Origin of the sequence: Pseudomonas sp. BJa3, assembly GCF_026343815.1 — a bacterium.
GTDB classification, from domain to species: domain Bacteria; phylum Pseudomonadota; class Gammaproteobacteria; order Pseudomonadales; family Pseudomonadaceae; genus Aquipseudomonas; species Aquipseudomonas soli.
The window spans coordinates 6810-20436 of sequence record NZ_JAOXMC010000014.1 but is presented as its reverse complement, the minus strand read 5'-3'; the positions used below and the strand labels follow the sequence as shown (position 1 = coordinate 20436).

At 69.3% G+C, this 13627-nt stretch carries 2 protein-coding genes (1 of these 2 running past the window's edge); both read right to left on the bottom strand.

What is annotated here, in order from left to right:
* Nucleotides 1–803, bottom strand: partial view of a non-ribosomal peptide synthetase gene (locus OH705_RS18065; RefSeq protein WP_267302684.1) — the start only. Its footprint begins 13732 nt before the window's first position; only the first 803 of its 14535 coding nucleotides appear in the window; the start codon lies at nucleotides 801–803; its stop codon lies off the left edge, out of view.
* Nucleotides 800–13627: a non-ribosomal peptide synthetase gene (locus OH705_RS18060; RefSeq protein WP_267302683.1), complete on the bottom strand. Its 12828-nt coding sequence runs from the start codon at nucleotides 13625–13627 to the stop codon at nucleotides 800–802. The genes OH705_RS18065 and OH705_RS18060 overlap by 4 nt, the downstream gene beginning before the upstream one ends.

Below are 13627 nucleotides of genomic sequence, written 5' to 3'. Positions count from 1 at the left end.
ACGTGGTTGCGAAACGGCACCGGCCGGCCCAGATGGGCACTCTCGCCGAGCAGGAAGGCGAGCATCTCGTGGCGCACCACTTCCAGGGCGCTGTGGTCCATGGCCACGTGGTGGAACTGCAGGGTGGCGTGGACCTGCCCGCCGGGCTCCGGCGCCTGGCACTGCAGGCGGATCAGCGGGGCCTGGGTCAGGTCGAAGCCGGTGTCGGGCAACGCGCCGGGAGCCAGTTGCACAACACGCAGCCGGGCCTGGCGCCAGACCACCTGCAGCGGCGTTTCCAGGGTCTTCCAGTGCACCGAGGTGCGCAAGATGTCGTGGCGTTCGATCACTCCTTGCAGCGCCTGGGCGAAGGCCTCGACCCGGCTGCTGTCGGCAAACACGAAGCGCGCCTGCATCACATAGGGATCATGCTCACCGGCACTGGCGTGGTGGAACAGCATGCCCTGTTGCAGCGGCACCAGCGGGTAGATGTCCTGCACGTTGGCCGCCCCGCCGGGGATGGCCGCGACCAGCTGGTCGAGGCTGTCCTGGTCGAGTTCGGCCAGGCTGAGCATGGCGCAGGTGATGCGCTCGCAATCGTCGGGGATGCGGTTTTCCGGCACTTCGACGCTACCCTGGCGCGCCGCCACGTATTCGCCGCGCTCCAGCAGGGCGACCAGCGCCGGCTTGTGCTCGCGCAAGCGTGCCACGAGGGCCGCGTCGGTCAAGGCCTGGCGATTGCCCTGGACCACCAGCTGGCCATCCTTGAGGGCCAGCTGGACATTGTTGGCGGTCAGTGTCGCCAGTAGTTCGTTGATGCTCACAGGACGATCTCCATTCTGTCTGTGATGGCGGCATAGCCTGCCAGCGTCGGGTGTTCGAACAGGCTGCGCACGTCGGCCTCCAGGCCCGCTTCGCGCAGGCGCGAGGTGAGGGTCACCGCCAGCAGCGAGTGGCCGCCCAGTTCGAAGAAGTTGTCATGGCGCCCTACCCGCTCCACGCCCAGCAGCTCGCTCCAGATCCGCGCCAGCAGCTGTTCGGTGTCGCCGGCCGGCGCCTCGTAGTCGCGGGTAGGCAGGTCAACTGCCGGGAGCGCCTTGCGGTCGAGCTTGCCGTTGGCGGTCAGCGGCAGGGCCGGCAGCGGAATGAACAGTGCGGGCACCATGTATTCCGGCAGTTGCCCGAGCAACGCTTCGCGCAATGCCTCGGCCGGCGGCACGTCGCCGGTGACATAAGCCACCAGGCGCGGGCCGGCCGGCTGGGCGTCGTGCACCAGCACCACGGCTTCGCGCACCCCGGCCACACGGGTGAGGCAGGCTTCGATCTCGCCCGGCTCGATACGCAGGCCGCGCAGCTTGATCTGGTGGTCGGTGCGGCCGAGGAACTCCAGCACGCCGTCGTGGCGCTGGCGTACCAGGTCGCCACTGCGGTACAGACGCTCACCGTCAACGAACGGGCTGGCGATGAAACGCTCGGCCTGTTGCTCCGGCAAGCCCAGGTAGCCCCGCGTCACTCCGGCTCCGCCGATGTGCAACTGACCGGCAACGCCGAACGGCACGGGCTGGTCGTGGGCGTCGAGGACGTAAAGGCGGGTGTTGTCGATCGGCCGGCCGATCGGCAGCGCGCCGGACGGCAGCGGATCCCGCGCTTCCAGGGTCCAGACGCTGCAATCCACCGTGGTCTCGGTGGGGCCATAGACGTTGTGCAGGCGCACCTGCGGCAAGCGCTCGCGTACCTGGCGGGCCAGGGCTTCGGTGAGCTCGCCACCACCGCAGACGATGTCGGTGAGGCTGGCGCAGGCGGCGCTGACGTTCTCGTCGAGGAACTGCTGCAGCAAGGCCGGCACGAACTGCACCACGTTCACCTGCTGCCGTTCGATCAGTTCCACCAGGTACTGCGGGTCGCGCTGGCCATCCGGGCGCGCCAGCACCAGGCGCAACCCGCTGCACAGCGGCCAGAACAGCTCCCACACCGAGGCGTCGAAGCTCACCGGGGTCTTGTGCAGCACCGCACCTTCGTTCGGAAACAGCCCGGTGCTCCAGTGCACCAGGTTGACCACGTTGCGGTGCTCGACCATCACGCCCTTGGGCACGCCAGTGGAGCCGGAGGTGTAGATCACATAGGCCAGGTGCTCCGAGGTCAGGCCAGGCACCTGCGGATTGCTGTCCGACAGGTCACCCCAAGTCGGCTGATCGAGGTCGACCAATGTCGCCGACGAGCCCACCAGGGCGCGGGTGGCCTGTTGCACCAGCAGCGCCCGCGGCTGACTGTCGGCGAGCATATGGCCGAGGCGCTCGGCCGGATAGTCCGGGTCGAGCGGCACATAGGCGCCACCGGCCTTGAGGATCGCCAGCAGGCCGACCAGCAGCGGCAGGCCGCGCTCGACGCAGATCGCCACCCGGTCGTCGGGCTGCACGCCCAGCGCGATCAGGTGGTGAGCCAGGCGGTTGGCCTGGACGTTGAGCTCGCGGTAGCTCAGTTGCCCCGCTTCAGCGTGCACGGCAATCGCTTCGGGGGCGCGTGCTGCCTGCCGCTCGAACAGCGCCTGGATCGGCTGCTCGGAATCATTGGCCCGCGCCGTGGCGTTGCAGCCCTGCAACAGGTAGGCGCGTTCATCGTCCTGCAGCACCGGCAGTTGCAGCACCGTCTGCCCGGTTTGTGCCTCCAGGCCTTCGACCAACGCCAGCAGTACCTGCCGCAGCTGCGCGCAGACCCGCTGGGCGCCAACCGTCGCCGGGGTCATGGCCACCAGGCGGAACCCTTGGCCCATGTCGTCCACGCTGAGGCTCAGCGGGTAGTTGCTGCGCTCCTGGCCGTCGAGGAACTCGATGCCCTGCCAGTCCAGGCGCCGGGCTTCGCTGGCCTCCTGGCCATGGCGGTAGTTGAGCATGGCGCTGAACAGCGGCGCCGGCGCTGGTACGCCGCTGCAACGCTGGGCCAGGGCCAGCGACGCGTGCTCGTGGACCAGCAAGGCGCTCAGGCGCTGCTGGGTCTGGCGCACCGCCTCGGGCAGTGCCGCGCCCTGCAGGTCCAGGCGCAGCGGCAGGGTATTGATGAACATGCCCAGCGCCCGCTCGGCACCCTCGCCGGCCTCCAGCCGACCCAGCAGCACGGTGCCGAACACCACGCTGTCGCGGCCACTGGTGGCGGCCAGCAGGCGGGCGAAGGCCAGGTGGAACAGGCTTGCGGGGCTGCTGCCCAGTTGCCGGGCCTGCTGGCGCAGGCGCGCGGCCAGGGTCTCGTCCAGCCACAGCTGGGCTTCCTCGATAGCCTGGCCATCACCCTGCACGTCGCTCAGGCCGTAGGGCAGCGTCGGCTCGTCGATATCACCCAGCAGTTCGCGGAAGAACGCCTCGTGCTCGGCCTGGCTGACGCCCAGGCGCGCCTGGGCCACGTAGTTGCGGTAAGGCACCGGGGCCTGCAGCGGTGCCGTGGTGCCTTGCAGGTAGCCCAGCAGTTCCGCGCCGATGATCTCCAGGGCGGTGTGGTCGAGGACGATATGGTGGAACTGCAGCAGTGCCTCGACCCGCTGGCTGCCGGCATCGGCGCTGTACAGCAGGCGAATCAGCGGTGCCTGGCTCAGCTCCAGGCGTTGCAGGTCCTGCCCTTCGAGCGGTGCGACCAGCAGCGGCGCCTCGCGCCAGACCACCTGCAGCGGTTGCTCCAGGCCCTCCCAGAGCACGGCGGTACGCAGCACATCGTGGCGTGCGATGGCCTGGCGCAACGCAGCGGCGAAGGCCTCGAGCCGCGCCAGGCTGTCGAAGGCCATGGGCGACTGCAGCACATAGGGGTCGTACTCCAGCGAGCTGAGGTGGTGATAGAGGATGCCTTCCTGCAACGGCGCCAGCGGGTAGATGTCCTGCACGTTGGCCGCGCCGCCCGGCACCGTGGCGACGATGCGTTCAATGGCGGCTGGCTCCAGTTCCACCAGCGGCAGCATGTCCGGGGTGATCCGGGTGCAGCCGGCCGGGATCCGGTTGGCCGGGACCTCGACCTGATGGCTCTGGCCCAGGGTCGCCGCCAGCGCCGCCACCGTCGGCTGGCCGAACAAGGTGCGTACGTCGGCCTGCAGGCCGGCCTGACGCAGACGCGCAGTGAGGTTGACCGCCAGCAGCGAGTGGCCGCCAAGTTCGAAGAAGTTATCGTGGCGACCAACCCGCTCGATACCCAGCACTTCGGCCCAGAGCGCAGCGATGGCAGTTTCCACAGGACCTTGCGGCATGACGTAGTCCTGGGCGGCGAGCATGGCCGGTTGCGGCAACGCCTTGCGGTCCAGCTTGCCGTGGCTGGTCAGTGGCAGTGCGTCCAGGCGGACCAAGGCTTGCGGCAGCAGGTGCGCCGGCAGGCTGGCCTGCAAGCCCTCGCGCAGGCGCTCGATATCGACCGCCGCCGCTTCGGTAAACCACGCCAGCAGGCGCTCGTCACGCACCAGCACCACGGCATCGGCGATGCCCGGCTGGGCCTTGAGCGCGGCCTCGATCTCGCCCAGCTCGACCCGCACACCGCGGATCTTCACCTGGTCGTCGTTGCGCCCCTGGTAGTCCAGGGTGCCGTCGGCGTTCCAGCGCACCAGGTCGCCGGTGCGATACATCCGGCCAGCAGCGAACGGGTCGTCAAGGAAACGCTCGGCGGTAAGGTCAGGGCGGTTGAAGTAACCGCGTGCCACCTGCGCGCCACCGATGTACAGCTCGCCGGTCACGCCGACCGGCACCGGCTGGCGCTGCGCATCCAGCACATAGACGCGGGTGTTGGCGGTCGGCTTGCCGATATGCAGCGCGCCGCCCGGCTGAAGTTGACCGGACGTTGCGACCACCGTGGTCTCGGTCGGGCCGTAGTTGTTGACCAGCACGAAGCCCGGATCGCGGTCGAACTGGCGCAGGCGGTCGCCGCCCACCAGCAAGGTGCGCAGGGTCGGGTGCTGGCGTTCGCGGCGCAGCGCCTGCTCGGCCACCGGGGTCGGCAGGAAGCTCACTTGCAGCGGCTGCTGCAGCCACCAGTCGAGCAATTCATCGACATGCTCGCCGCCAATCTGCACCGGCGGCAGGTGCAGCACCGCCCCGGCGCACAGCGCCGGCCAGGCCTCCCAGGCCATGGCGTCGAAGCCGAAGCCGGCGACGCTGGAGGTGTGGCTGCCGGCGCCCAGGTCGAAGGCCTGGCAATGCCAGTGGACCAGGTTGGCCAGGGTACGGTGCTCGACCATCACCCCCTTGGGCTGGCCGGTGGAGCCGGAGGTGTAGATCACATAAGCCAGCTGATCCGCATCCAGACCGGTGACGACGGGGTTGCTGTCGGCTTCATGAGCCCAGTCATCGCCATCCAGCGCAACCTTGGCCACCTCGCCCACCAGCGACTCAGTGCTCGATTCGACCAGCACCAGCGTCGGCGCACTGTCACTGAGCAGATAGGCAATGCGCTCCGCCGGATAGCCCGGATCGACCGGCACATAGGCCGCGCCGGCCTTGAGCACGGCCAGCATCGCCACCAGCCGCTGCGGACCGCGCGGCAGGCACAGCGCGACACGGTCGCCCAGCGCCACGCCACGCTTGATCAGGTAATGGGCGAGGCGATTGGCGCGCTGGTTCAGCTCGCCATAGCTCAGGCCTTCCTCGCCCTGCACCACGGCCAGCGCCTCGGGCGCCTGGGCCTCGACCAGCGCATGCACGGTGTGGCCTTGCGGATAATTGACGGCAGTGGCGTTGAAGCCCTCCACCACCTGGCGCAAAGCCTCGTCATCCAGCATCGGCAGATGATCGAGTCCCTGGCCCGGCGCCCGTTCCAGCGCCTGCAACAGTTGGCCTAGCGTATTGACCATCCACGTGCCGACCTGCGCCGCAGGCAATCCCTCGGCGGCCAGCACGCTAAGCGAGAAACCCTCGCCCAGGTCATCGACGCTCAGGGTCAACGGGTAGTTGCTGCGCTCCTCGCCGCCCAGCAGGCGCACACCCTGCCAGATACCTTCACCGTCCCGGGCCGCCTCGGCGCTATGCCGGTAGTTGAGCAAGGCACTGAACAACGGCGCCGAAGCCGCCACGCCGCTGCAACGCTGGGCCAGTGCCAAGGGCGCATGCTCGTGACCGAGCAGGGCCGACAAGCGCTGATGAGTGACGCGCACGGCCTGCTCCACCGGCAGCGCGGTGTCCACCCGCAGTGGCAAGGTGTTGATGAACATGCCCAGGGCGCGGTCGGCGCCTTCGCCGGCTTGCAGGCGGCCCATCAATACGGTGCCGAACACCACATCGCGACCCCCTGCCAGCACGCCCACCACCCGCGCCCAGGCCAGGTGCACCAGGCTCGCGACGCTGACGCCACGCTGCCGGGCCTGCTCGCGCAGGCCTTGGGCCAGGGCGTCAGGCAGCATCAGGGCAGCATGCTCGACCCGCCCGCCATCGCCCTGCACATCGGCCAGGCCAAAGGGCAGGGTCGGTTCTTCGACATCCCCCAACTGGGCGCGGAAGAACGCCTCATGGCTGGCCTGATCGTCGCCCAGGCAGACCTGGGCGACATAATTGCGATACGGCACCGCGGCAGGCAGCGTGGCGCCACGCCCGTCCAGCAGCACCTGCATCTCCTCGCCGACCACGGCCATGGCGGCGTGGTCGAGGGTCAGGTGGTGGAACTGCAGCAGCGCCACCCACTCGCCCTGGCGCGGATCCTCGGCATAGACCAGCCGCAGCAAGGGCGCCCGAGTCAGGTCCAGACGCTGCTGGCGGGCATCGAAACGCGCCAGCAACTGCTCGATCACGGACGCCTCACCCAGGCCGGTGACGTCGCTGAGCGCCAGGTCGGCCTGGCGCCAGACCACCTGCACCGGCTCCGCCAGGCCTTCCCAGACCACCGAAGTGCGCAGGATATCGTGGCGGTCGATGACCTGTTGCAAGGCCGCTGCCCAGTTAAGCAGGCGCTCGAGGCTGTCAAAGGCAAGGCGCGACTGCAACAGGTACGGATCGCCCTGCTCCGCGCTCAGGTGGTGATAGAGGATGCCCGCCTGCAACGGCGCCAGCGGGTAGATCTCCTGCACATTGGCGGCGCCGCCCGGCACGCTGGCGACGATGCAGTCGATGCTGGCCTGGTCGAGATCAATCAGGCTGAGCATCTCTGGCGTGATCCGGGTCGCATCGTGGGGGACACGGTTGGCCGGCACCTTGACTTCACGCCCCGAACCTACTGCCGCCGCCAGCGCGGCCAGGGTCGGCTGCGCGAACAGCACGCGCACGTCGGCAGCCAGGCCGGCCTTGCGCATGCGCTCGACCAGGCTCACCGCCAGCAGCGAGTGGCCGCCCAGCTCGAAGAAGTGGTCGTGGCGACCGATCTGCTCGACCTTGAGCACCTCGGCCCAGATTGCGGCCAGTGCCGTCTCCACCTCGCCCTGCGGCGCCTCGAAGGCGCGGCTGACCACGGCCTCGCTGCCCGGCTGCGGCAACGCACGGCGGTCGAGCTTGCCATTGGCGGTCAATGGCAAGGCTTCAAGTCGCACATAAGCCGACGGCAGCATGTAGTCCGGCAGTACACCTTGCAGACGCTCGTGCAGTTCGCCGATGGCCGGGGTCTCGCCGGTGAAGTACGCCACCAGGCGTTTGTCGCCCGGCGCGTCCTCACGCACGATCACCGCCGCGTCGCGCACGCCCGGGCATTCGCCCAGGCGCGCCTCGATTTCGCCCAGTTCGATGCGGAAACCGCGCAGCTTGATCTGCTGGTCGGCACGGCCCAGGTAGCGCAGGGTGCCGTCGGCCTGCCAACTGACCAGGTCGCCACTGCGGTACATCGTGCCGCCGTTGAACGGATCGGGCAGGAAGCGCTCGGCGGTCAGCTCTGGCTGGCCCAGGTAACCCAGGGCCACGCCGTCGCCGGCGATGTACAACTCGCCCACCGCCCCCACCGGCAGCAGTTGCTGGCGGGCATCGAGCACGTAGCAGCGGCTGTTGCCGATCGGTGTGCCGATCGGGATGCTGCCCTCGCCCACCGCGGTGATTTCGTGGGTGGTGCTGAAGGTGGTGGCCTCGGTCGGGCCGTAGCCATTGAGCAGGTGTTGCGGCGCGCCGTCACGCAGTACCCGGGCAATCACCGCCGGGTCCAGCACATCGCCGCCGACCATCAGGTAACGCAGGCCACGCAACGCCGGCAGCAGGTCGTCAGCGAACTGGTGGAACAGGCCGGCGGTCAGCCATAGCACGGTGACGCCCTGATCCAGCAGCACTTCGCGCAGGCCCTGGCGCGACAGCACCTGGTCCTGGTCGATCACCACGACCGCGCCACCGTTGAGCAGCGGCGCCCAGACTTCCAGGGTGCTGGCGTCGAACGCCGGGTTGGAGGCGAAGGCCACGCGGTCCTGGTGGTTGAAGTCGGCAAAACCGTTGTTGATCACCAGGCGCACGATGGCCCGGTGCGGCACCTGCACGCCCTTCGGCGTGCCGGTGGAGCCGGAGGTGTACATGATGTACGCCGCGCTGCCGGCGTCCACCGCCAGGCCCAGCGGCGCAGCCGCATAGGTGCTCAGGTCGAGCCGGTCGAGTTCGACCCGGCGCGGGCCCGCCACTTCGGGCTGGTCGCTATGGGTCAGCAGCAACGCCGCCCCGCTGTCACCGACCATGAACGCCTGGCGCTCGACCGGGGCATTGCCGTCAAGCGGTACGAACACTGCCGCGCACTTGCTTACCGCCAGCTGGGCCGCCAACAGGTCGAAAGAGCGTGGCAGCAACAAGGCCACGCGATCACCGGCGCGCACGCCCTGCTCGAGCAAGTAGACGGCCAGGCGGTTGGCCTGGTCATCGAGCTGGGCATAGCTCCACTGGCGTTCACCGTGGATCACCGCGAGTGCCTCTGGCGTACTCGCGGCGTGGGCTTCGAACAGGCGGTGGGCGGCCAGGTCGCGCGGGTAGTCGCGTGCCGTGGCATTGAAGCGACCCAGCACGCAGTCGCGCTCGACCATGGGCAACCCATGCAGGCTGTGCAGCGCGACCTGCGGCGCCTGCTCCAGCGCCGTGACCAACTGCGTCAAGGCCCACTGCAGCAAGCGGCAGACGCGCTCGCCATCGACCGACGCCACGGCCTGCACCGTCAACCGGAAATCATCCCCATAGTCGTCGACGCTGACCACCAGCGGGTAGTTGCTGCGCTCCTGCGCGGTCAACAGTTCAATCCCCTGCCAGACGGGCCCCTGCGCAGGCTGGCCAGCACTGTGGCGATAGTTCAGCAGGCTGCTGAACAGCGCCTGCGAGGCCGGCACGCCGCTGCAGCGCTGGGCCAGGGCCAGGGAGGCCTGTTCATGGGCCAGCAGGCGCGCCAGGCGCTGGTGGGTCAGGCGCACGCCCTCGGCCACGCCCGCAGCCCCCACGCTGACCCGCAGTGGCAAGGTATTGATGAACATGCCCAGCGCCCGGTCGGCGCCCTCGCCGCCCTGCAGGCGGCCGAGCAGCACGGTGCCGAACACCACCTCCTCACGGCCGGACATCTGCGCCAGCACCTGGCCCCAGGCCTGGTGCACCAGGCTGGCGACACTGACCCCCAGCGCCCTGGCCTGCCCGCGCAGGCGTGCGACCAGCGCCGGCTCCAATGGCCAGCGGCTTTCACCCACCGAATGGGCTTCGGCCATCGCCTCGCGCAGGCCGAACGCTTCGGTCGGTTCGTCGATATCGCCCAGCAGCTCGCGGAACAGTGCCTCGTCGGCCTGAGGGTCCGCGCCAAGGCGTGCCTGGGCCACGTAGTTGCGATACGGGATGCTGGCCGGCAGCTCTGCGGGGCCTTGCAACAGTGCCCCCACTTCGAGCATCAGCTGTTCCACGGCGGTGTGGTCGACAAGAATATGATGCAGCAGCAGGGTCGCCTCCAGGCGTCCGTCCTGCCGCTGGCTGCTCAGGCGCAGCAAGGGCGCCTGGCCGAGGTCGAGCCGTGGCGTTTCGAGCGCCGGGCTCAGCAGCAGCGGCGCCTCGCGCCAGACCACCTGCACTGCCTCGTCCAGGCCCTGCCAATGCAGGCTGGTGCGCAGGATGTCGTGACGCGCAATGACCTGGTTCAGCGCGGCGACGAAGGCGTCCAGCTCGGCCTGCCCGGCAAAGGCGAAACGCGCCTGCACCACATAGGGGTCGGCGCCTTCGCTGGCCAGGTGATGGTAGAGGATGCCCTGCTGCAACGGCGCCAGGCCGTAGATATCCTGGATATTGGCCACGCCACCGGGGATCTGCCGCAGCAGTGTGTCGATGGCGTCCTGATTGAGATCGGCCAGGGGCAGCATGTCCGGGGTGATCAGCGTGCAACCTGCCGGAATGCGGTTGGCCGGCACCTCGACAGCGGCCCGGCCACCCACCGACGCCGCCAGCGCGGCCAGCGTGGGCTGGCTGAACAGCACCCGCACATCGGCCGCCAGCGCCTGCTGGCGCATGCGTTCCACCAGGCGCACCGCCAGCAGCGAGTGGCCGCCCAGCTCGAAGAAGTTGTCGTCACGCCCCACTGGCCCGACACCCAGCAGGTCCGCCCAGATCGCCGCCAGGGCGGTCTCGATCGGGCCCTGGGGCGCCTGGTACTGGCGCACCGATGCTTCGGGCGCCGGCAGGGCCTTGCGGTCGACCTTGCCGTTGGGCGTCAGCGGCATGCCATCGAGGTGGATGAACAGTGCCGGCACCATGTACTCGGGCAACTGCTCCAGCAGACGCTCGCGCAGGTACTGCGCGGCGTGATCCTGGCCAGTGTGGTAGGCGACCAGGCGCTGGCCGCTGTGCGGGTGTTCGTGGACCAGCACCAGCGCCTCGCGCACGCCGTCCACGCGGCTCAGGCAGGCTTCGATCTCGCCCGGTTCGATACGCAGGCCGCGCAGCTTGACCTGGTGATCGTTGCGACCGACGAACTGCAACGAACCGTCAGCGCGCTGGCGCACCAGGTCACCGCTGCGGTACAGGCGCTCGCCGCGCACGAACGGGCTGTCGATGAAGCGTTCGGCCTGTTGCCCGGCCAGGCCCAGGTAGCCACGCGCTACCCCCACGCCGCCGATATGCAGGTGCCCGGCCACGCCCCACGGCAGCGGCTGGTCCGCGCCGTCCAGTACGTAAAGGCGGGTGTTGTCGATCGGCCGGCCGATCGGCAGCGCGCCGTCCGGCACGGGCTGATCGGGCTCCAGGGTGCAGACGCTGCAATCGACCGTGGTTTCGGTGGGGCCGTAGACGTTGTGCAGGCGCACTTGCGGCAAGCGCTCGCGCACCTGGCGCACCAGGGCTTCGGTCAGCTCGCCACCGCCGCAGACGATGTCGGTGAGGCTGCCGCACTGTGCGCTGCGCGCCTGTTCGAGGAACTGCTGCAACAGCGCCGGCACGAACTGCACCACGTTGACCCTGGACTCGATGATCCGCCGCGCCACATAGTCCGCGTCACGCTGGCCGTCCGGCCGCGCCAGCACCAGGCGCAGGCCGCTGCCCAGCGGCCAGAACAGCTCCCACACCGAGGCGTCGAAACTGATCGGGGTCTTGTGCAGCACCGCGGCGCCCGCCTTCGCGGGGCACAGCCCGGCGCTCCAGTGCACCAGGTTGACCACGCTGCGGTGCTCGACCATCACGCCCTTGGGCAGCCCGGTGGAGCCGGAGGTGTAGATCACATAGGCGAGGTGGCGCGAGGTCAACCCGACCACCCGTGGGTCGGTCGCCGGCAGGCTTTCCCAGCCCGCCTGGTCGAGGTCGACACGCGGCACCGCCAGTTGGCCCGGCACCTCGCGGGTGGCCGCGTGCACCAGCACCGCCAACGGCGCGCTGTCGACGAGCATGTGGCGGATGCGCTCGGCCGGGTAGCTCGGGTCCACTGGCACATAGGCGCCACCGGCCTTGAGGATGGCCAGCAGGCCGACCACCATCGACGGGCCACGCTCGACGCAGATCGCCACCCGGTCGTCGGGGCGCACGCCCAGGGCGATCAGGTGGTGGGCCAGGCGGTTGGCCTGTTCGTTGAGCTGCCGATAGGTCAGCTGTCCACCTTCCGCCTCGATGGCCACCGCCTGTGGATGCAGCAGCGCCTGGCGCTCGAACAACGCGTGCAGCGGCTGGTCGAGATCGTGTTCGGCGGCCGTGGTGTTGCAGCCGGTCAGCAGTTGATGGCGCTCCTCGGGCGTCAGCACCGGCAGCGCCAGCACGGGCAGGTCGGGGGCGCGCTCGAGCGCCTCCACCAGCCCCTCGAACACCTGTCGCAGTTGTCCGCACAGTCGCTCGGCGCCCCATTCAGCGAGGACCTGGACCGTCAGGCGCAGATCGTCACCCAGATCGTCGACCGCCAGGTTCAAGGGGTAGTTGGTACGCTCTTCGGTGCCGACCACATCGATGCCCGGCGCCACCGCGATCACCGCGGCGGCGTCACCTGCCGCGCTATGGCGATAGTTGAGCATGCTGTTGAACAACGGCATCGGCGCCACCACACCGCTGCAACGCTGGGCCAGGGCCAGTGGTGCCTGTTCGTGGCCGAGCAGTGCGGTCAATTGGCGGTGGGTCAGCAACAGTGCATCCCGCACACCCTGCCCCTGCAGGTCGACCCGCAGCGGCAAGGTATTGATGAACATCCCGAGGGCGTGTTCGCCGCCCTCGCCCGCCGCCATGCGCCCCAGCAGCACGCTGCCGAACACCACCGACCCGCGCCCGGACCACGCGCCCAACAGGCGCGCGAGCCCCAGGTGCATGATGCTGGCCGGGCTGACCCCGAGCGACCGGGCCTGGGCGCGCAGGCGTTGGCTGAGGCCGGGCGCCAGGGTGATCCGGGCCTCCTCCATGGCTTGGCCGGCCACCTCCTGGACGCCGAAGGCCAGGGTCGGTGCGTCGATATCGGCCAGCATGGCGCCGAAGAATGCTTCATGGGCCTGGTCGTCCTGAGCCCGGCGGCTCCTGGCCAGCAGGTCACGGAACGGCACCGGGGCTGGCAGACGCTCGCTGTCACCCGCGAGATACGCGTGGATCTCGCGGCGCACGATGTCCAGGCCGGTGTGGTCCATGACCGTGTGATGGAAAAGCAGCAGGCCCAGCACCCGGCCATCGCGATCCTGGCCATGTACCAGGCGCAGCAAGGGGGCCTGGGCCAGGTCCATGCGGTAATGACGCGAGTCGAAACGGGCGCGCAGTTGCTCCAGCGGCTCGTCACCGTCCAGGTTCCCGACTGCCTCGCACGCCAGCGGCGCCTTGCGCCACACCACCTGCAGCGGCTGGTCCAGGTATTCCCAGGCCAGTGCCGTGCGCAGGATGTCATGGCGCTGGATCACCCAGTCGAGCGCCTCGGCGAACGCCTGCAGGTGCGCCGGGCTGGCGAAACGCAGCTGGGCCTGCAGCACATAGGGGTCGCCCTCGGCGGCCGTGAGGTGGTGGTAGAGCATGCCCTCCTGCAGCGGCGCCAGCGGGTAGATGTCCTGGAGATTCGCCGCGCCCCCAGGCAGCGTGGCGACGATGCGGTCGATGGCGGCCTGGTCGAGCCCGGCCAGGGGCAGCATGTCGGGGGTTATGCGCAGCGCCGGGCTCAGCCAGCCATCCTCCAGGCCCGCGAGCATCTCCAGCAGCGCTGGCTTGTGCGTCGCCAATGCGTCCCACAACACCTCATCGAGCGTGTCGTCATCGCCCTCGACGATCAGGTCGGCCTCCTCGCGCTGGAGTCGGATCGCACGGGTGGAAAGCGCTGCCATGAGTTCGCTGAAGAGCAT

Coding starts and splice junctions, on each gene's coding strand:
- OH705_RS18060 (WP_267302683.1), bottom strand. CDS start 13,627: ATGCTCTTCAGCGAACTCATGGCAGCGCTTTCCACCCGTGCGATCCGA.